This is a genomic window from Microbispora sp. NPDC088329 (assembly GCF_040685655.1).
Lineage (GTDB): Bacteria > Actinomycetota > Actinomycetes > Streptosporangiales > Streptosporangiaceae > Microbispora.
In genome coordinates, this window is record NZ_JBFBIP010000017.1 from 185,785 (window position 1) to 204,716 (window position 18,932).

General features: G+C 72.3%; 18 protein-coding genes. 4 read left to right on the plus strand and 14 right to left on the minus strand.

All coding sequences use genetic code 11. The features are described from left to right. Nucleotides 1-6 precede the first annotated feature (6 nt). From AB0O28_RS28155 to lon, 4 genes are all read right to left on the minus strand, one after another. Entirely contained in the window at nt 7-840 is an 834-nt protein-coding gene (locus AB0O28_RS28155) for a MetQ/NlpA family ABC transporter substrate-binding protein (protein WP_363645254.1), read from the minus strand. Nucleotides 841-862: 22 nt separating this feature from the next. Beyond that, nucleotides 863-1,519, minus strand: a complete 657-nt coding sequence (locus tag AB0O28_RS28160) for a methionine ABC transporter permease (protein ID WP_363645256.1) — start codon at nt 1,517-1,519, stop codon at nt 863-865. Continuing rightward, nucleotides 1,516-2,460, minus strand: coding sequence for an ATP-binding cassette domain-containing protein (locus AB0O28_RS28165; RefSeq protein ID WP_363645258.1), 945 nt, complete (start codon nt 2,458-2,460; stop codon nt 1,516-1,518). Before AB0O28_RS28165 ends, AB0O28_RS28160 begins: the two co-directional genes overlap by 4 nt. Before the next feature lie 263 nt (nt 2,461-2,723). Beyond that, nucleotides 2,724-5,084, minus strand: a complete 2,361-nt coding sequence (gene lon, locus AB0O28_RS28170; protein WP_363645260.1) for an endopeptidase La — start codon at nt 5,082-5,084, stop codon at nt 2,724-2,726. A 143-nt stretch (nt 5,085-5,227) separates the two neighbouring features. Here lon and AB0O28_RS28175 point away from each other — a divergent pair, with 143 nt between their 5' ends. After that, a complete protein-coding gene (locus tag AB0O28_RS28175) occupies nt 5,228-6,691 on the plus strand; it encodes an MFS transporter (RefSeq protein ID WP_363645262.1) in 1,464 nt (487 codons plus the stop codon). Between the two features lie 182 nt (nt 6,692-6,873). Here AB0O28_RS28175 and AB0O28_RS28180 read toward each other — a convergent pair whose 3' ends face one another. Both AB0O28_RS28180 and AB0O28_RS28185 read right to left on the minus strand, forming a co-directional pair. Next, entirely contained in the window at nt 6,874-7,452 is a 579-nt protein-coding gene (locus AB0O28_RS28180; protein WP_363645264.1) for an HAD-IA family hydrolase, read from the minus strand. A 30-nt stretch (nt 7,453-7,482) separates the two neighbouring features. After that, the gene (locus tag AB0O28_RS28185) at nt 7,483-8,316 is read right to left on the minus strand and encodes a hypothetical protein (RefSeq protein ID WP_363645266.1); all 834 of its coding nucleotides are present in this window, start codon (nt 8,314-8,316) and stop codon (nt 7,483-7,485) included. Between the two features lie 155 nt (nt 8,317-8,471). Between AB0O28_RS28185 and arfB the strand changes: the two genes are divergently transcribed. Further along, nucleotides 8,472-8,894: an alternative ribosome rescue aminoacyl-tRNA hydrolase ArfB gene (gene arfB, locus AB0O28_RS28190; protein ID WP_363645268.1), complete on the plus strand. Its 423-nt coding sequence runs from the start codon at nt 8,472-8,474 to the stop codon at nt 8,892-8,894. A 1-nt stretch (nt 8,895) separates the two neighbouring features. Here arfB and AB0O28_RS28195 read toward each other — a convergent pair whose 3' ends face one another. The 6 genes from AB0O28_RS28195 to AB0O28_RS28220 are packed head-to-tail and all read right to left on the minus strand — an operon-like array spanning nt 8,896 to nt 14,801. Beyond that, complete coding sequence (locus AB0O28_RS28195) at nt 8,896-9,345, minus strand: hypothetical protein (RefSeq protein WP_363645270.1); 450 nt, start codon at nt 9,343-9,345, stop codon at nt 8,896-8,898. After that, nucleotides 9,342-9,575, minus strand: a complete 234-nt coding sequence (locus AB0O28_RS28200; protein WP_363645272.1) for a hypothetical protein — start codon at nt 9,573-9,575, stop codon at nt 9,342-9,344. The genes AB0O28_RS28195 and AB0O28_RS28200 overlap by 4 nt, the downstream gene beginning before the upstream one ends. Before the next feature lie 27 nt (nt 9,576-9,602). Continuing rightward, nucleotides 9,603-11,237, minus strand: a complete 1,635-nt coding sequence (locus AB0O28_RS28205) for an amidohydrolase (protein WP_363645274.1) — start codon at nt 11,235-11,237, stop codon at nt 9,603-9,605. A 21-nt stretch (nt 11,238-11,258) separates the two neighbouring features. Continuing rightward, a complete protein-coding gene (locus tag AB0O28_RS28210; protein WP_363645276.1) occupies nt 11,259-12,548 on the minus strand; it encodes an MFS transporter in 1,290 nt (429 codons plus the stop codon). 19 nt (nt 12,549-12,567) lie between these two features. Next, nucleotides 12,568-14,229 carry an urease subunit alpha gene (locus AB0O28_RS28215; RefSeq protein ID WP_363645300.1) on the minus strand — a complete coding sequence of 554 codons (1,662 nt, stop codon included), beginning with the start codon at nt 14,227-14,229 and terminating at the stop codon, nt 12,568-12,570. Between the two features lie 5 nt (nt 14,230-14,234). Beyond that, nucleotides 14,235-14,801, minus strand: a complete 567-nt coding sequence (locus tag AB0O28_RS28220; RefSeq protein ID WP_363645278.1) for an urease subunit gamma — start codon at nt 14,799-14,801, stop codon at nt 14,235-14,237. A 121-nt stretch (nt 14,802-14,922) separates the two neighbouring features. Here AB0O28_RS28220 and AB0O28_RS28225 point away from each other — a divergent pair, with 121 nt between their 5' ends. After that, nucleotides 14,923-16,122, plus strand: a complete 1,200-nt coding sequence (locus AB0O28_RS28225) for a helix-turn-helix domain-containing protein (RefSeq protein WP_363645280.1) — start codon at nt 14,923-14,925, stop codon at nt 16,120-16,122. On the opposite strand, the gene AB0O28_RS28230 is transcribed toward AB0O28_RS28225, so the two are convergent. Then, the gene (locus tag AB0O28_RS28230; RefSeq protein WP_363645282.1) at nt 16,119-16,754 is read right to left on the minus strand and encodes a hypothetical protein; all 636 of its coding nucleotides are present in this window, start codon (nt 16,752-16,754) and stop codon (nt 16,119-16,121) included. The genes AB0O28_RS28225 and AB0O28_RS28230 overlap by 4 nt on opposite strands. Nucleotides 16,755-16,810: 56 nt before the next feature. Next, nucleotides 16,811-17,590, minus strand: coding sequence for an HAD-IIA family hydrolase (locus AB0O28_RS28235; RefSeq protein WP_363645284.1), 780 nt, complete (start codon nt 17,588-17,590; stop codon nt 16,811-16,813). 169 nt (nt 17,591-17,759) lie between these two features. On the opposite strand from AB0O28_RS28235, the gene AB0O28_RS28240 reads away from it, so the two are divergent. Next, nucleotides 17,760-18,806 (plus strand): LLM class flavin-dependent oxidoreductase, encoded by a 1,047-nt coding sequence (locus tag AB0O28_RS28240; RefSeq protein WP_363645286.1) that lies wholly within the window; start codon nt 17,760-17,762, stop codon nt 18,804-18,806. Nucleotides 18,807-18,932: the final 126 nt, after the last annotated feature.

Sequence of the window (18,932 nt, forward strand, 5' to 3'; positions counted from 1 at the left end):
GGCGCGTCAGGAGGCGGGGATGACCGAGCCCTTGAACGTGTCTTCGATGTACTTCTTCACTTCGGGGCCGGTCAGCAGCCCGACCAGCGTCTTCACCCGCGGGTCGCTCTCGTGCCCCTGCGCGACCACCAGGCCGTTGGCGTACGGGTTGCCCTCGGCCTTCTCCAGCACCAGCGCGTCGGACGACGGGTTGAGGCTCGCCTCCAGCGCGTAGTTGCCGTTGATCACGGCGGCGTCCACGTCGTCGAGCGAGCGCGGGAGCTGCGCGGCCTCCAGCGGGCGGAAGGTCAGGTTCTTCGGGTTGCCGGTCACGTCGCGCTCGGTCGCGGCGGTTCCCACGCCGTCCTTGAGCGTGACCACGCCGTTGTCGGCCAGCAGCTTGAGCGCCCGGCCGAGGTTGGTGGCGTCGTTGGGCACCGCGACCGTGCCGCCCTGCGGCAGCGCGGCGATGTCCTTGACCTTCCTCGAGTACAGGCCGAGCGGCTCCAGGTGCACCGGGGCGACGAAGCTCAGCTTCGTGCCCTTGGATGCGTTGAAGTCGTCCAGGTACGGCTTGTGCTGGAAGTAGTTGGCGTCCAGCTGGCCGTCCTGGAGCTGCAGGTTGGGCTGGACGTAGTCGCTGAACTCGACGATCTCCAGCTTCAGCCCCTTGGCGGCGGCCAGGTTGTCGGCCACGTACTTCATGATCTGCGCGTGCGGCACCGGGCTCACGCCGATCTTGAGCGGGGCGTCCGCCGCCGCCGTGCCGGAGGCGGTCGCGGTGTCCGAGGACGACGACCCGCAGGCGGACAACACGAGCGCGACCACGGCGGCGATGACGAGGCCGAGCGTTCTACGCATGGGACAGAACTCCTTGTGTTCGTTAACGGTGGGAAAGCCGGCGGGCGACGGCGTCGCCGAGGGTCTGCGCGAGCTGCACCACGACGACCAGGACGACCACGGTGACGACCATGAGCGTGGTCTCGAACCGCTGGTATCCGTAGCGGACGGCGAGGTCGCCGAGTCCGCCGCCGCCGATCACCCCGGCCATCGCCGAGTAGGAGATGAGGGTGACCACGGTGACGGTGAGCCCGGCGACCAGGCCGGGCAGCGCCTCGGCCAGCAGGACGCGGGTCACGATCGTCACGCGGCCCGCCCCCATCGCCTCGGCCGCCTGCACGACGTCGCGGCCCACCTCGCGCAGCGCGGTCTCGACCAGCCGGGCGAAGAAGGGCACCGCGCCGATCGTGAGGGGGACCACCGCGGCGGCGGTCCCGATCGTGGTGCCGGTGAGCACGCGGGTCACCGGAATGACCGCGATCATGAGGACGATGAAGGGCACCGACCGCCCCACGTTGACGACCAGGCCGAGCACGCGCCGCACGGCGGGCGCGGGGAACAGCCCGCCCCGGTCCGTGCCGGCGAGGCAGACGCCGAGCGGCAGACCGAAGAGCACCGTGAACAGCGTGGACCAGCCCACCATCACGGCGGTCTGCCCGGTGGCCTCCCACAACAGCGGGCTCATCTCCGACCAGGTCATGCGTCCTCCTCCACCAGCAGGCCGCGCTCGCGCAGGTCGGCGAGGGCGGCCGCCGTACCGGTTCCGGTGATCCGCAGCCGCAACCGGCCCGCCGGGACCCCGGCGACCTGCTCGACCGCGCCCGCGGCGATGGCGACGTCCACGTCGTGCGCACGCGCGAGCCGGGACAGCAGTGCCTGGTCCGCGGCGAGGGCGACCGTCACGGTGCCGGGCTCGGCGGGCGGCAGCGGGAACAGCTCGGCCGCCAGGCGCGACCCGGGCGTGGCGAGCAGGTCGGGGATGCGCCCCGCCTCGGCGATCCGGCCGTCGCTCATGATCGCCGCCGAGTCGCAGACGGCCTTGATGACGTCCATCTCGTGGGTGATGAGCAGGATGGTCAGCCCCAGCTCCCGGTTGAGCCGCCGGAGCAGGGCCAGGATCGACTGGGTCGTGGCGGGATCGAGCGCTGAGGTGGCCTCGTCCGACAGCAGCACCGACGGCTCGGCCGCGAGCGCCCTGGCGATGCCGACGCGCTGCTTCTGGCCTCCGGACAACTGCGCGGGATAGGCCCCGGCCCGGTCGGCGAGCCCCACGAGGTCGAGCATCTCCGCGACGCGCCGGGCCCGGGCGGCCCGGCCGACGCCCATGACCTCCAGCGGGAAGGCCACGTTGCCCGCCACCGTGCGCGACGACAGCAGCGCGAAGTGCTGATGGATCATGCCGATCCGCTGGCGGGCGCGGCGCAGGTCGGTCGCGCCGAGATCGGTCAGCTCGCGCCCGTCGACGGTCACCACGCCCTCGTCGGGGCGTTCGAGCAGGTTGACGCAGCGCAGCAGGGTGCTCTTGCCGGCACCGCTGCGCCCGAGCACGCCGAAGACCTCGCCCTTGCCGACGTGGAGGTCGACGCCGTCGAGCGCGACGACGTCGCCATAGGCCTTGCGCAGGCCGGAAACCGTGATCACTTGCTGTCCTTCGAAGACGTGATCCGGCGCAGGATCAGATCGGGCAGCGGGGAGAGCGTCATCGTTGATGCCTTCGGGGGAGGAGTGGGGAGGACGGGCTTCAGGCCACGCGACACCCTCGCTCGGGCGGGCTCACCACGTTCGATACGCTCACGACCGGCTCAAACAGGCGCGAGCTATCCCTTATTCCAAATCGGGAATGTGTCCTTAATCACAACGGCCCGCGCCTCCGGACGGAGACACGGGCCGTTGTGCGGGGATGATCAGGCGGCAGCCTGCTGAGCGACCGTCGCCGGGGTGAGGGCCAGGGCGAGCGCCTCGCGGACGTCGCTCACCGCGTGGACGGTGAGGTCGGCCAGCACCTCGGCCGGGACGTCGTCCAGGTCGGGCTCGTTGCGCGCCGGGATGAGCACCGTCGTGATCCCCGCGCGGTGAGCGGCCAGCAGCTTCTGCTTGACCCCGCCGATCGGCAGCACGCGCCCGGTCAGGGACACCTCGCCGGTCATCGCCACGTCGGAGCGGACCGGCCGGCCCGACAGCAGCGAGGCCAGGGCGGTGGTCATCGTGACGCCGGCCGACGGGCCGTCCTTCGGCACCGCGCCCGCGGGCACGTGGATGTGCACCGACCTGTCCTTGAGCGACCCGACCGGCAGCTCCAGCTCCGCGCCCCGCGACCGCAGGTAGGACAGCGCGATCTGCGCCGACTCCTTCATCACGTCGCCGAGCTGACCAGTCAAGGTCACGCCGGTCGCCCCGGTCTCCGGGTCGGCCAGCGACGCCTCGACGTAGAGGACGTCGCCGCCCGCGCCGGTCACCGCGAGGCCGGTCGCCACACCCGGCACCGCCGTACGCTGGCGGGCCTCGGGCAGGGACGACTCGGGCACGTGGCGCGGCCGGCCCAGGTAGGAGACCAGGTCGTCGGCCGTGACCGTCACCGGCAGCCCGGCCTCTCCGAGGGCGACCTTCGCCGTCACCTTGCGCAGGACCCGGGCGATCGAGCGCTCCAGCGAGCGGACGCCCGCCTCGCGGGTGTACTCGCCCGCCAGGCGGCGCAGCGCCGCCTCCTCCACCGTCACGTCGTCGGCGGTGAGGCCGGCCTTCTCAAGGTTGCGCGGGAGCAGGTGGTCGCGGGCGATGGCGACCTTCTCGTCCTCCGTGTAGCCGTCGAGCGTGACGATCTCCATGCGGTCCAGCAGCGGCCCGGGCACCTGCTCCAGCACGTTGGCCGTGGCGAGGAACAGCACATCGCTGAGGTCGAGCTCGACCTCCAGGTAGTGGTCGCGGAACGTGTGGTTCTGCGCCGGGTCGAGCACCTCGAGCAGCGCCGCCGTCGGGTCGCCCCGGTAGTCCGCGCCGACCTTGTCGATCTCGTCGAGCAGCACCACCGGGTTCATCGAGCCCGCCTCGCGGATCGCCCGGACGATGCGGCCGGGCAGCGCCCCCACGTACGTGCGCCGGTGGCCGCGGATTTCCGCCTCGTCGCGGACGCCGCCGAGGGCGACGCGGACGAACTTACGGCCCATGGCGCGGGCGACCGACTCGCCGAGCGAGGTCTTGCCGACTCCGGGAGGCCCGGCCAGCGCGAGGACGGCGCCGCTGCGGCGCCCGCCGACCACGCCGAGGCCCATGTCGGCCCTGCGCTTGCGCACCGCGAGGTACTCCACGATGCGGTCCTTCACGTCGTCCAGCCCGGTGTGGTCGGCGTCGAGCACCGCGCGGGCCCCGGCGATGTCGTACTCGTCGGTGGTGTGGGCGTTCCACGGGATGTCGAGCACGGTGTCGAGCCAGGTGCGGATCCAGCCGCCCTCCGGCGACTGGTCGGAGGCCCGCTCCAGCTTGCCGACCTCCTTGAGCGCGGCCTCCCTGACCTTCTCCGGCAGGTCGGCGGCCTCGATGCGGGCGCGGTAGTCCTCCTCCTCGTCGGAGGGGTCGCCGTTGAGCTCGGACAGCTCCTTGCGCACGGCCGCGAGCTGCTGGCGCAGCAGGAACTCGCGCTGCTGCTTCTCCATGCCCTCCTGGACGTCCTTGCGGATGGTCTCGGCGACGTCCACCTCCGCGAGGTGGTCGCGGGCCCACCCGACGAGCTTGTCGAGTCGCTCGGCCGGGTCGGTGATCTCCAGCAGCAGCAGCTTCTGCTGGATGGTCAGCCAGGGCGCGTACCCGGAGCTGTCGGCGAGGACCGCGGGGTCCTTGATCTGGTTGACCGCGTCGACGACCTGCCACGCGCCCCGCTTCTGCAGGATCGTGGTGGTCAGGGCCTTGTATTCCTTGGCGAGCTCCTCGGCCCTCGGCCCACCGGCGACCGGCTCCAGCACCGTCGCCTCGACCCACAGCGCCGCGCCTGGGCCGGTGGTGCCGGTGCCGACCCGCATGCGGTCGACGCCGCGGACGACGGCGGCGGGCTCCCCGCCCGGCAGCCGGCCGACCTGTTCCACGACCGCGCTCACTCCCACCGGGCCGTAGCGGCCGTCTATGCGGGGCACCAGCAGGACCGTGCTCTCGCCACTGGCGCGGGCGGCGTCGATGGCCGCGCGGACCTCGGAGTCCGACAGATCGAGGGGCACGACCATGCCGGGCAGGACGACCTCGTCGTCGAGCGGGAGGACGGGAAGGATCTGGGACATCAGCACTCCAATGGGTTGAGTTATGTCGGCTCAACTATCAGGAGTCCGTCCCTGTTCCCAGTTTTGCGTCAGTTCGCTGTGAGCGATCGTAATTGTGTAATCGGCGTACCCGTCCACTCCCGGCGTGGCGCATGATGGCGTCCATGACATCCGGACATATCCGGCTTCGCTCGGTGCCGGGCCGGTGGGTACTGCTGACCACCGTCCTCGGGTCGGGCATGGCGACGCTCGACGGCACCGTGGTCAACGTGGCCCTTCCCGCTCTCGGGCGCGACCTGCGCACCGGGATGTCCGGCCTCCAGTGGACCGTGAACGCCTACACGCTCACCATGGCCGCGCTGATCCTGCTGGGCGGGTCGCTCGGCGACCGGCTCGGCAGGCGGAAGGTCTTCGTCGCCGGGGTCGTCTGGTTCGCCCTGGCCTCCGCCCTCTGCGGGGCCGCGCCGAACACGCCCGTGCTCGTGCTCGCCCGTGCGCTCCAGGGCATCGGCGGGGCACTGCTGATCCCCGGGTCCCTGGCGATCATCCAGGCGAGCTACGTGCCGGACGACCGGCCCCGCGCCGTCGGCGCCTGGTCGGGGCTGGGCGGTGTGGCCGCCGCCCTCGGGCCGCTGCTCGGCGGCTGGCTCGTGGAGGCGGCCGGCTGGCGGTGGGTGTTCCTGCTCAACCTGCCGCTGGCCGCCGTCGTGATCGGCGTCGCCGCCCGGCACGTGCCCGAGACCCGGGACGCCGGGCCGCACGGCCGGTTCGACGTGCTCGGGACCGTCCTCGCCGCCCCGGCGCTGGCCGGGCTGACCTACGGCCTGATCCTCGCGGGCGACGGCCTGGTGCCGCTGGCCGCCGGGCTCGTCCTGACCGCCGGCTTCGTGGTGGTGGAGGTCCGGCGCTCCCCCCGGTCCCTCGTCCCCGTGGGGGTCTTCGCCTCGCGGGAGTTCACCGCGGTCAACGTCGTCACGCTGGTCATGTACGCGGCGATGGGCCTGGTGTTCTTCCTGCTGGTCGTCCAGCTCCAGGTGTCGGCCGGGTTCTCCCCCATCGCCGCCGGGTCGGCGATGCTCCCGGTCACGGTCCTCATGCTGCTGCTGTCGCCTCGGGCCGGCGAACTGGCGAGGCGGGTGGGCCCGCGCCTGCCCATGACGGGAGGCATCCTCCTGTGCGCGGCCGGGTTGCTGCTCATGAGCCGCATCGCCCCGGGCTCGTCCTATCTCGCCGACGTGATGCCCGCGGCGGTCGTGTTCGGGCTCGGCCTGTCCGCCGCCGTCGCCCCGCTCACCGCGACCGTGCTCGCCACGGCGGAGGAGCGGTACGCGGGCGTCGCCAGCGGGATCAACAACGCCCTGGCCAGGACCGGCGGCCTCCTGGCCGTCGCCGCCGTCCCGCCGCTGGTGGGGTTGACCGGGGACGCCTACGACTCCCCCGCGGCGTTCACCGAGGGGTTCCACACGTCGATGCTGGCCGGCGCGGCCATGATGGCCGTCGCGGCGGCCATCACGTTCGTCACGATCAGGACGAACGTCCTCGCGGCCGCGCCCGAACCCCCCGCCCCCGGCGGACCGCTCGACACACCGCCCCTCGACCCCCGCCCTCCGGCGAGTTCAGGCATCTGACGCGGGAGGTTCACGCTCCCCTGAGCGCCGCACCTTGCCGGGACAGCGATATGCACAAAAGCAGTTCGTGCGCCGGGCCGCCCGGGCTTGAGGAAACCATCCTGCCGTCGTCCTCCAAGGGCCAGACGTTCCACTTCCGCTACCGGCGCCTCCGGCTGCTCATCGTCGGGGTGCCGGCGGGCTCAGCCCAGCAGCGCCTTGAGGTCCTCCCGCAGGGCTGCGGCGTCGCGGAAGTGAACGGCGGCGAGCCCCGCCTGCTCGGCCGCCGCGACGTTCTCCAGCCGGTCGTCCACGAAGACGAGGTCGCCGGGGGCCACCCCGAGCCAGGCCACGGTCTCGTGGAAGATCTCCGGCTCGGGCTTCACCAGGCCCATCCTGCCGCTGTAGAACCGCGGGCCGATCGGGCGCATGAACGGCAGCGCGTCGATGCCCTCGGCGACGCAGACCGGCATGTTCGACAGCAGCGCCATGGGCACCCCGACTCCGGCCAGCTCGTCGACGATCGTCACGGTCTCCTCGTTGGGCCGCGACCAGCTCGCCACGTCGAGGGCGACCACGCGGTCGAGTTCCGGGCCGCCCACCGGCCTGCCGTACACGTGGGACCAGTACGCGGCCGGGTCGAGCGAGCCCCGGTCGAAGTCGAGCCGCACCTCCCAGTACCGCTCCTCGAACCCCGGATCACCTCCCGCCATCCGTGCGACGTCTTCGGGGGCCTGGGGAAGCGACACGACGTTGCCGTAGTCGAAAAGCACAGTCTTCATGGTCGTACGATCATAAACGGTGTTCGGAACTCACGTCACATAGGGCTTGAGGTACTCCCCGGCGCTCGCGCAGCGCAGGTAGTTGCGCACGGTGTGGAAGTCGAGCCAGTCGATGTCGCAGGAGACGTCCCGGTCGACGCCGTCGAAGCACGACGACAGCACGGCCGGGATGGCGGCGATGTCGTCCTTGTCGGCGATGTTGACCCAGCGGCGCACTCCCGGCGGGCGTGCCCCCCTGCCCCGCACCGGAAGCGGCGCGAGCCGCTCGAAGACCACGTCGCGCATGCCGAGGGGGCTGCCCAGGGTCACGAACAGGTCGACCGAGAGATCGGGATGCGCCCACAGCGCCTCGTAGGCCACGACGCTGCCGAGGGAGTGGGCGACGACCACCCGGGGTCGCCGCCTGCGGACGACCTCGGCCACCGCGTCGCGCGCCCGCACCCGCGGATCGCCGCCGCCCAGATAGGCGGCCACCTCCGGGCAGAAGTCCTGCGCGAAGCGCACCGCCTGCGGGCCCATCCTCGTCAGCAGCCACTCGGCCAGCCGATGCGCGAGACCGGTGAGCGACTCCCCCGCCACGTCGCGGAACGGGCCGCCGAGCTGGGCCGCCCAGTCGGCGAGGACCAGCTTGGCCGGCGCCCCCATCTGCCGCGGCGGCTTCGGCGGCCCGCTGTGCAGGTGGTGGGCGTAGTAGGCGATCTCGGCGAAGTAGTCGCCGGCGCCTGCGGCCCGGCCGGCGAGACCCTCGTGCAGGTAGGCGTTCCACTTGGCGCGCATCGCACCGGCCGCGCCGGCCGCCGACCCGCCGGCCTCCTCGAAGTAGTGGTACTTGCCGATGCCGTGGACGCCCACGATCGAGGTCATGCTCCCGCCATCCCTTCGCCGGAATACCGGGGGTCACTGTGCACGACGCGATGGACCGAGACAACCGCACGCCGCGTTTACGGTGATAAATGAAGAGCGGTGGCGATATTCACCCGGATAGGTTGATGGTCCCCGCGGTTCGAGGAAGGAGCGTCATGCAAGGCCCGTTGCACGTGCGCGGCTCGGTCGTCGTGCCCGAGGCGGAGCTCGCCTGGCGCTTCTCCCGCTCGTCCGGCCCCGGCGGCCAGGGCGTCAACACCACCGACAGCCGGGTCGAGCTGAGCTTCGATCTCGCACACACGACCGCCCTCGGCGCCGCCCTGAAAGCCCGTGCGGCCGAACGGCTCGCCGCCCGCCTGGTGGACGGCGTGCTCACGGTGACGGCCTCGGAGCACCGCTCGCAGCTGCGCAACCGGGAGGCGGCGCGGGAACGGCTCGCCGCCCTGCTGCGCGACGCGATCGCGCCGCCGCCGAAGCGGCGCCGCCCCACCAAGCCGTCCAAGGGCTCGGTCGAGCGGCGCCTGGCGGCCAAGAAACAGCGTTCCGACCTCAAGCGCCTGCGCCGTACGGAGGACTGAGCTACGGCGCCTCGCCCAGGTGAGCGGCGATGGCGCCCTCCCAGGAGCGCAGGAACGCCGGATAGCCGGCGGCGAAGGCGGCCAGGTCGGCCTCGGCCTCGGCGGTCAGCGCGGTGAGGTCGTAGGTGACCGTCACATCGCTGTGCCCGCGCTCCGCCGCAGCGAGCGTGACGCCGACGGTGCCGGCGTGGACCCCCTCGCGCAGCCGGGCGTAGGAGACCGACCGGCCGGGCTCGCGGTGCAGGACGATCCACGTGGTGGCCGCGCCGTCCGCATGGGTCCGGAAGACCGTGCCGGGCTCCGTGTCGTCCGTGACCCGCTCGGGGAACCGCGGCTCCCATCCCTCCACCCAGTCCCGCTCGCCGTACGGGGTGAACAGCCGGAACGCCTCGGCGGGCGGGAGCGCGACCCTGAGCCTGCCGGCGAGGCGGCGCCGCGGCCCGGCGCTCACCTCTCCTCCAGCCGGTGGGCGTCGGCGGCCGTGAGCGTCAGGCCGTAGACCTCCTTGAGCTGACCGATCTTCGCGAGGGTCTCCGGCCCGAACGGCGCCTTGCCCTCGAAGGCGTGCAGGACGATTCCCTCCACGAGGTCGCCGAGGGACATGTCCAGGTATTCGGCCAGGCCCTTGAGCACCTTCAGCGTGTTGCGCTCGATGCGAAGGCCGGTCTGCGTCCGTTGCACTGTTACCATGGTAACAATGTACATCCATTAGGCGGACAGGCCGGCCTCGTCGAAGACGACGGCGCCGCCGACGACCGTGGCGAGCACGGCGACGTCCCTGATGCGCTCGGGGGCGACCGTGAACAGGTCGTCGCTCAGGACGACGAAATCGGCGAGCTTGCCGCGCGACAGCGTGCCCTTGTCCCGCTCCTCCCCCGCGGCGTACGCCGAGCCGACCGTGTAGGCGCGCAGCGCCTGCTCCACCGTGAGGGCCTCGGCCGGGGTGAACGGCACGCCGCTCGCCGTACGGCGGTTGACCAGGTCGTGGATGCCGAGCAGCGGGGCGCCGTCGGCCACCGGGCAGTCGGAGCTGCCCGGGATCACAATGCCGGCCTCCAGGAACGACCTCTGGCGGTAGCAGCCGAGCGACCGCTCGGGGCCGAGGGCGGCGAGCATCCCGTCGCCGAGCTCGGAGACGAACCGGCCCTGGGGCACCGGGATCACGCCGAGCCTCGCGATCCGGGCCACCTGGGCGTCGCTGGTCACCGCGCAGTGCTCGATGCGGTGGCGAGCGTCGGCCCGGGGATCGCGCGCCTGCGCCTCCTCGTACGCGTCGAGGACCACGTCGACCGCGTGGTCGCCGATGGCGTGGGTGGCGATCTGCCAGCCCGCCGCGTGCGCCCGCAGGATGAAGGCGCGCAGCGCCTCGGCGTCCTGCTGCAGCAGTCCCCGGTTGCCCGGCTCCCCCTCGTAGTCGCAGCACATGGCGGCGGTGCGGCCGATGAGCGAGCCGTCCGAGAACAGCTTGACCGGCCCGATCCGCAGCCGTTCGTCGCCGATGCCGGTGCGGAACCCGAGGTCGAGCCCGAACCAGCCCTCACCGATGTCGTGGAGGTTGGGCGAGCCGGGCATCAGCGTGGCCCGCTGCGGCAGCACGCCCCGCCGCACCGCCTCCTGGAACGCCGCGAGGTCCCAGGGGCCGTTGCCGGCCAGCCCGCGCCCGATGCCCGGCTCGGTGAAGCTGGTCAGGCCCTCACTCGCCGCCACCCGGCCGGCCAGCGCGATGCCCTCGACGAAGTCCTCGAACGGCACCGGGCGCAGCACGGCGTCGGCCAGGCCCTGGGCCTGCTCGGCCAGCAGTCCGTCGGGCCGCCCGTCGGCGTCCCGCCCGACCGTGCCGCCGGCGACGTCCGGCACGTCCTCGACGCGTTCGAAGCCCATGCGGGCGAAGGCCGCCGTGTTCGCGACGCCCATGTGGCCGGAGACGTGCTGGAGCCAGACGGGACGGCCGCCGGCCGCCCGGTCGAGCGCCTCGCGGCTCGGGTGTAGCCCGCCCAGCTTGTTCTGGTCGTAGCCCGCTCCCTTGACCCACGCGTCCCGCGGCAGGCCCGCGGCGCGCTCGGCGACCTTCGCGTACAGCTCGTCGAGCGTCCGCACCTGGCCGTCGCGCAGGTTCAGCTCGCGCAGCCGCTGGCCCCGCATGCTCAGGTGGTGGTGGGCGTCGTTGAACCCCGGCACCACCGGCGCCCCGCCGAGGTCGACGACGACCTCGGCGGTGAGCCCGTCCAGGTCCTCGTCCAGCCCGGCGATCCGGCCGGCGAACACGCCGAGCCGGGTCGCGAAGGGCCGGTCGGGGTCCAGGGTGGTGAACCGGCCGTTGACGAACAGGACGTCCAGACGCATGGTGCTTCCCTTCGAGGGTGCTCAGGCGGCCGTGGCGACGGGCCGGGCCTCCGCCGCGACGGCGGAGCGGTGCCGGAGACCGGCGACGCACGCCATCGTCAGCAGGATGATCACGATGTACTGCGCCACGACGAGCCAGATCGTTCCCGACCAGGTCAGCAGCGCCTGCGCGATGAGCGGGGTGGTGCCGCCGATCAGCGCGCCGCACAGCTGGTAGGACAGCGAGATGCCGGTGTAGCGCACCCTGGCGGGGAACACCTCGGCGAGGAAGCCCGCCAGCGCCGCGTACGACCCGCCGCCGAACACGATGCTCAGGGCGAGGCCCAGCGTGGCGAGCGGCGCGGAACCGGTGCCGACGAGCAGGAACGTCACCGGCGTCATGACGATCAGCACGGTGAACGCCGCCAGCATGTACTTCGCGGCTCCCCAGCGCTGGCCGAGCACCGCGCCCACGGGCTGCGTGACGAACTGCACGACCGACACGACGAGCAGCACGTTCAGCATCGTGCCCTTCGTGATGCCGAGGTCGGTGGTGGCCCACGACAGGATGAAGGTGTTGGTGAAGTAGGCCGACGCGATGCCGACGCCGCTCGCGCCGATGCCGAGCAGCACCAGCGGCCACGCCGTGCGCAGGACCTCGGCGACGGGGAGCTTGGCGACCTCACGCTGCTCGCGCATCCGCACGAACTCCGGCGACTCCTCGACCCTCAGCCGGATGACGAGCCCGATCACGAGCAGGACGGCGGAGGCGAGGAACGGGATGCGCCAGCCGTACGACAGGAACGCGTCGTCCGGCAGCAGGTTGACCAGGGCGAACATGCCGGTGGCCAGGATCGAGCCCGCGGGCGAGCCCTGCTGGGCGAACGCCGCGTAGAAGATGCGCTTGGGCCCGGCGTGCTCGGCGGCGATCAGCACCGCGCCGCCCCACTCGCCGCCCACCGCGATGCCCTGCACCAGGCGCAGCACGGCCAGCAGCGCGGGCGCGGCCATGCCGACGGACGCGTACGTGGGCAGCACGCCCACCAGGGTCGTCGCGCCGCCCATGAGGAGCAGCGTGGTGATGAGCGTGCCCTTGCGGCCGATCCGGTCGCCGAGGTGGCCGAAGACCACACCGCCGAGCGGACGGGCCAGGAACCCGACCCAGAACGTGGCGAAGGACGCCATCACACCCGCGGTGGGGCTGGCCTCGGGGAAGAACAGCTTGCCGAACACCAGCGCCGAGGCGGTTCCGTAGATGTAGAAGTCGTACCACTCGATGGAGGTGCCGACGAAGGACGCGATGCCCGCGCCGCGGGCCTTGCTCGTACTCAATTGCGTATCACCAGGGGGACTAGGCGAAGTGATGCAGTCGGGACAGTGGCACCTCGGTGGCCGGGTCCACGTGGACCTCGCTCCCGTCCACCAGGACGGGACCGGGCTCCCGGGACACCTCGACCCGCGGGGTCGCCGTGTTGCGGCACATGTCGGCCCTGGTAAGGCCGCGTGAGCGGCGGATTGCCGCGTAGCGCAGGCCCGCGGGCAGCGCGTCACGGGCGTCCGCGGAGTCCAGCGCCTCGTGGGCGACGAAGATCCGCGACAGGCGGGCCGGCGCGTCGCCGAGCCCGCCGAAGTAGGGGCGGTAGACCCGGGGCTGGGTCAGCCGGGTCGAGCCCGAGCCGCTGCCGGACACGCCCCAGGCCACGAAACCGGCTTTGATCACGAGCTCGGGCTTGGTGCCGAACCACGCCGGGTTCCACAGCACGATGTCGGCCAGGCGCCCCGGCTGGAGCGTGCCGACCTCGTGCGCGATCCCGTGGGCGACGGCGGGGTTCAGGGTGAGCTTGGCCAGATAACGCAGCACCCGGGCGTTGTCCGGTCGGTGACCGGCCCCCGCGCGCAGCGCCTGGAGGTGCGCGAGCTGCCAGGTCCTGCGGATCGTCTCGGCGACCCGGCCCATGCCCATCGAGTCGGAGTTGACGATGCTGATGGCGCCGAGGTCGTGCAGCGCGTTCTCGGCCGCGATGGCGTGCGCCCTGATCCGGGTGCGGGTCACCTCGACGTCGCTGTCGATGTGGTGGTTCTGCCGGTGGACGGTCATCGTCATCGGGAACAGCTCGCCGACCGTGTTGGTGGTGTAGGGGATGGTCGGCGTCGTCGACGACGGCAGGATGTTCGGCTCGGAGAGGATCTTGAGCAGGTCGGGATGACCACCGCCGCCCTCGACGTGGTAGGCGTGAACCGTGCGGCCCCGGGTGGCGGCGATCGTGTCGGCCAGGTAGCCCGATTCGTTCATCGAGTCGGTGTGCAGCGCGACCGGCAGGTCCGCCTGCTCGGCGACCCCGAGGCAGGTGTCCACGATCCGGGGCGTCGCGCCGAAGTCCTCATGGATTTTGAAACCGCCGGCGCCGGCGAGCACGGCCTCCTCCAGGAGCCTCGGGGAGCTCGAGGAACCGCGGGCGAGGAAGGCGACGTTCATCGGGGTGCCCCGCCAGGCGCTCATCAGCGTGTGCAGGTTGTGCGCGGGGTTGCAGCCCACGTCCCAGACGCCGCCGAGGCCCATGCCGACGACGGTCGTCACACCGGAGGCGAGCGCCGCCGGGGCGATCTCGGGCGAGGACAGGTGTACGTGCGAGTCGATGACGCCCGGCGTGGCGATGAGGCCCTCGCCGGTGACGATCGCCGTATGGGAGTCGATCGCGAAGTCCCCGCTGCCGGTGTTCGCGGCGCCGATGCCGACGACCCGGCCGTCCTTGACGCCGATGGCCGTCTTGCGCACGCCGAGCACCGCGTCGAGCAGCACGACGTTGGTCACGACCAGATCGAGCGCCGACTCGCGGTCGGCGCGCGGGGAGGCCAGCAGGCCGTCCCGCAGCGTCTTGCCGCAGCCGCCGAGCAACTCGTCGCCGTACGGCGTGTCGTCGTGCTCGATCTCGACCCACAGGCAGGTGTCGCCGAGCCGTACGCGGTCGCCCGTGGTCGGGCCGTAGATCTTCGCGTAGGTCTCCCTCGGCATGGTCGTCACGCCTTCACCACCTCCACCAGTCGCTCCTCACCCGGGGAGAAGGCGAGCGCCGTGCCCGCCGGGATGTCCAGGCGCATGCCCTCCGCCTGCGTCCTGTCGAAGGACAGGGCCGGGTTGACCTGGTCGAGGGGGAAGTGCGAGGAGACGTAGACGGTCTGCTCGCCCTCGTTGCGTACGGTGATCCGTCCCCGGTCGCGCCCCTCGTTGAGGCACAGCTCCCCGTCGGCGGTCTCCACCGCGCCGGGGCCGCGCCCGTCCGCCGCGCCGAATGGGGTGTCGACGCAGACCAGGGCCGTGCCGTTGGGAAACAGCGCCTCGACCTGCACCTGTGGCACCAGGTCGGGCACGCCCTCCATGACGTCGTCGGCGGTGAGCAGCGACCGCGCCGCCGCCACGACCTCGTCCAGGGACGCGCCGTCCCAGGCGCGTTCGAGTATCTCGTCGCAGAGCAGGGCGATGGCCTCGGGGGCGTTGAGCCGCCGGCCCCGGGCCCGGCGCCGGCGCGCCAGTTCCGCGACCGTGAAAAGGGTGAGGCGCTCCTGCTCGCGAGGCGTCAGGTGCACAGTCCGCCCTCGCTTTCGTCTCCGCTTGCGGCCCGTCTTTGCGGGCGAATCAACCGTAGGTGCAGGCCAGGGGCCTGCCCAACGGCATTCCGTCGCGGAAATCGGCGGCTACATTGTGCAGGTGAACACTCCTCCTCCGGCCTCGGTGACCGAGCTCGCGCTGCGCTGTCTCGACGACCTGGACGCGATCGTCGAGGAGTGGCTGGCCCAGGTCGAGCTCGTCGAGCCGTACGGCTCACCCGACCCGCCCGTCTCCCGGGACGAGCTGCGGGGCACGGCGCTGAACGGGCTGGACATGCTGCTGCGGCACATCGCCACGGGATCGGTCGCCCCCGGCATGGCCGGTTACTCCGAGCGCGTCGGGGAGCGCAGGGCCGGTCAGGGGGTGCCGCTGGAGTCGCTGCTGGCCGCCGCGCGGCGTGACGCCCGGGTGCTCTGGCAGGCCATGAACGCGCGTGCGACGCCGGACGCCCTGCCCGGCCTGATCGCCGGGGCCCACCTCGTGTGGGAGGCGGTGGAGCAGCACGTGACCGGGCTGATGACGGGCTACCAGCGGGCGGTGCTGGAAATGGGACGGCAGCGGGAGGACCAGCGCAGGGCCTGGTTCACCCGGCTCATGGACAACCAGGGCCGCAACCCCGACGTGGTCCGCGACGCCGGCCGGGTCCTCGGGTTCGACCCGTCGCAGCCCCTCCTCGCCGTGGTCGCCCATCCCGGGGAGGGAGCGGCGCTGCGCGCGGCGGAGGCGGCGATGACCGCGAGCATGGCCGGGGGCGGGGGCATGGCCGGGAGTGGGGTGCACTGCTACCGGCACGAGTCGCCGACCGGCGACGTGCTGATCGTGCAGCCGCCGGCCCGGGCCGCCGACCCGCCGCGGTCGGTCCTCTCCGCGCTCACGGGGGTGCGCTGCGGCGTCTCCCCCGTCGTCGCCTGCCTGTCGGAGGTCTCCCGCGCCGTACGGCTGGCCTCGGCGGCCGCGGGGGCGTCGCGGGCCGGTACGGGGCCGAGGCGGCTTGAGGACGTCTGGCTGGAGGTCTTCGTCTGCGGCAGCCGGGAACTGGCGGCCGAGCTCGCGCACCAGGTGATCGGTCCCCTGTCCGCCCTGGGCGGGGCGGAGGGCGAGCGGCTGCTGGAGACCGTGCGGACCCACCTGGCCGGGTCGGGCTCCGTCGCCGACACGGCCGCGGCCCTCTACTGCCACCGCAACACCGTGCAGCACCGCTTCGCGCGCTTCCGCGAGCTCACCGGCCGGGACGTGCGCGTCCCCGAGGACGCCGCCGTGGTCGCCCTCGCGCTGCGCGCCGCCGAGACCCTCGCTTAGACGCGCCGGTCTTCCATCTCCCAGATGTGGTCGACGACGTGCCAGACGATGCGGCGGGCGGCGTACCGGACGGGCCAGCCCGCACCGCCGGGAGGGAACGCCTCCGCGGGCCGTGCGAGCACGCGCCCGATGTCCTCCCGCATGGCGGTCAGGCCGGCCTCGCCGGTGAAGGGCTTGTGCCGAACCCCGATCTTCCTCGCGTACGAGCGCTCGGCCTCCACGACATGGGCGGCCATCTTGTCCCTGTCCCTGCCGCCGCCCCTGGACCCCTTGCGCAGCTCCTCCGGGGAGGCCGCGGCCACCTCGGCGAACACCGCCCAGGCCGCGCGGGCGAGGGCGGCCGTACGCGCGGCCTCCGGCGCGTCCACCGGCTCCCGGTCGAAGTCCGGGATGGCGGAGATCGCGCCGAAGTCCGTCGTGCTGTCGCCCTTGACCCGCTCGACGACCGCCGGGTCCCCCGGCGCGAACTCCAGCCCCGCCCGCTCGGCGATCACCCGGTAGCGCGGCGTGTAGTCCACGAGGGTGCCGAGCGCGGCCTCCTCCGTCCTGCCGATGCGGCACCAGCCCGGCCAGTCGATCGAGCAGGCGAAGACCTTCTTGGGGCCGATTTCCAGATAGACGCGGTGGTTCATTCGGCCAGCATCGCAGCCGTACCTGACAGGCTCCGTCAGGTACGGAGCAGGCAGGTTCAGATCAGGTCGATCAGGTCGGCCACGGAGTTGACCACCTGGGTGGGCCGGAACGGATACCGGTCGATCTGGTCCTTCTGGGTGACGCCGGTGAGCACGAGGATCGTGTGCAGGCCGGCCTCGATGCCGCAGACCACGTCGGTGTCCATGCGGTCGCCGATCATGGCCGTGGTCTCGCTGTGCGCGTCGATCTGGTTGAGCGCGCTGCGCATCATCATCGGGTTCGGCTTGCCGACGAAGTACGGCTCCACCCCGGTCGCCTTGGTGATCATCGCGGCCACCGCGCCGCAGGCCGGCAGCGAGCCCTCCGTCGAGGGGCCGATGGGGTCGGGGTTGGTCGCGATGAAGCGGGCGCCGTTGTCGATCAGCCGGATCGCCCGCGTTATCGACGTGAAGCTGTAGGTGCGCGTCTCACCCAGCACCACGTAGTCGGGGTCGAGGTCGGTCAGCACGTAGCCGACCTCGTGCAGGGCCGTGGTCAGGCCCGCCTCGCCGATGACGTACGCCGAGCCCTCGGGCCGCTGGTCGGCGAGGAACTTGGCCGTCGCCAGCGCGGAGGTCCAGATCGACTCCGGCGGCACGTCCAGCCCGGCCGCGCGCAGCCGTACGGACAGGTCCCGGGCGGTGTAGATCGAGTTGTTGGTGAGGACGAGGAACCGCTTCCCCGACTCCTTCAGCCGTCTGATGAACTCGTCGGCACCCGGCACCGGCTGGCCCTCGTGGACCAGCACCCCGTCCATATCGGACAACCACGACTCAATGGGCTTTCGCTCGCTCATGTGTCCAAGCATGGCAGGTAGCGGAGGTACGCAACACATCTCTCACCGTGTCCGGAAATATGCTGATGCGACCTCAGGTTGGGCCCAACATGAGCGAGCGAAGTGAGCGAATCAATAGACACAAGGCGATTTACGCATGCAACCCCGAGCCGGTAGGCGAGGGGGTGGCATGAGCAAGGACAACATCCGCGGGGTGCCGGGCGGGACGGCCGAGGTGCCACTGTCGATCCTGGAGCTCGCGACCGTCGGTGAGGGCTCCACGCCCACCGAGGCGCTGCGCGACGCCACCGAACTGGCGCGGCGGGCCGAGGAGTGGGGCTATCACCGCATCTGGGTCGCCGAGCACCACGGGATGCCCGGGGTGGCCAGCTCCTCCCCGGCCGTACTCATCGCGCATCTCGCGGCGGCGACCCGGTCGATCCGGATCGGCTCCGGCGGCGTGATGCTGCCCAACCACGCGCCGCTGGTGATCGCCGAGCAGTTCGGCACTCTGCACGCGCTGCACCCCGGCCGCATCGACCTCGGTCTCGGCCGCGCCCCCGGCACCGACATGGCCACGGCGAACGCCCTGCGCCGCTCGGCCGAGGTGGACCCCGACGAGTTCCCCCAGCAGGTGGCCGAGCTGACCGGCTTCCTCGACGGCGCCTTCCCGCCCGGCCATCCGTACCAGAAGATCCAGGCGGTGCCGCGCGGCGACGACCGCCCGCCGATCTGGCTGCTCGGCTCCAGCGGGTTCAGCGCCAGGCTCGCCGGGCTGCTCGGGCTGCCGTTCGCCTTCGCCCACCACTTCAGCGCCGCCAACACCGAGCCCGCGCTCGACCTCTACCGCTCCTCGTTCCGGCCGTCGGAGGTGCTCGACCGGCCGTACGCGCTGATCGGGGTGGCGGCCGTCGCGGCCGACACCGAGGAGGAGGCGTTGCGTCAGACCATGCCGGGCGCGCTGTCGTGGCTGCGCCTGCGGCAAGGCCGCCCCGGCCGGACGCCCACTCCGGAGGAGGCGGAGGCGTATCCGTACACCCCGATGGAGCGGGAGTTCGTCCGCGAACGGCTGTCGACGGTGGTCCACGGCGACCCGCAGACCGTGCGCGACGGGCTGGAGGAGCTGCGCAAGCGCACCGGGGCCGACGAGCTGATGATCACAACACAGGTCCACGGCGGCGCGGCACGCCTGCGCTCCTACGAGCTGATCGCCCAGGCGTACGGCATGATCCCTTGATTTCTCACATCGCGGCGCCGGAGTGCGCGGCCGCCTCGCGGGCAACGAGCTCGGGGTACTCCATCTGTGCCACGTGACCGGCGCGCGGAAGTGTGACCAGTCGCACGTCACGGAAGACCCGTCCGG

Excerpts from the sequence above, each read along its gene's own strand:
- AB0O28_RS28160 (WP_363645256.1), bottom strand. The coding sequence starts at position 1,519 with ATGACCTGGTCGGAGATGAGCCCGCTGTTGTGGGAGGCCACCGGGCAG.
- AB0O28_RS28230 (WP_363645282.1), bottom strand. The coding sequence starts at position 16,754 with ATGAACCACCGCGTCTATCTGGAAATCGGCCCCAAGAAGGTCTTCGCC.
- arfB (WP_363645268.1), top strand. The coding sequence starts at position 8,472 with ATGCAAGGCCCGTTGCACGTGCGCGGCTCGGTCGTCGTGCCCGAGGCG.
- AB0O28_RS28205 (WP_363645274.1), bottom strand. The coding sequence starts at position 11,237 with ATGCGTCTGGACGTCCTGTTCGTCAACGGCCGGTTCACCACCCTGGAC.
- AB0O28_RS28175 (WP_363645262.1), top strand. The coding sequence starts at position 5,228 with ATGACATCCGGACATATCCGGCTTCGCTCGGTGCCGGGCCGGTGGGTA.
- lon (WP_363645260.1), bottom strand. The coding sequence starts at position 5,084 with ATGTCCCAGATCCTTCCCGTCCTCCCGCTCGACGACGAGGTCGTCCTG.
- AB0O28_RS28185 (WP_363645266.1), bottom strand. The coding sequence starts at position 8,316 with ATGACCTCGATCGTGGGCGTCCACGGCATCGGCAAGTACCACTACTTC.
- AB0O28_RS28155 (WP_363645254.1), bottom strand. The coding sequence starts at position 840 with ATGCGTAGAACGCTCGGCCTCGTCATCGCCGCCGTGGTCGCGCTCGTG.
- AB0O28_RS28180 (WP_363645264.1), bottom strand. The coding sequence starts at position 7,452 with ATGAAGACTGTGCTTTTCGACTACGGCAACGTCGTGTCGCTTCCCCAG.
- AB0O28_RS28235 (WP_363645284.1), bottom strand. The coding sequence starts at position 17,590 with ATGAGCGAGCGAAAGCCCATTGAGTCGTGGTTGTCCGATATGGACGGG.
- AB0O28_RS28215 (WP_363645300.1), bottom strand. The coding sequence starts at position 14,229 with ATGCCGAGGGAGACCTACGCGAAGATCTACGGCCCGACCACGGGCGAC.
- AB0O28_RS28240 (WP_363645286.1), top strand. The coding sequence starts at position 17,760 with ATGAGCAAGGACAACATCCGCGGGGTGCCGGGCGGGACGGCCGAGGTG.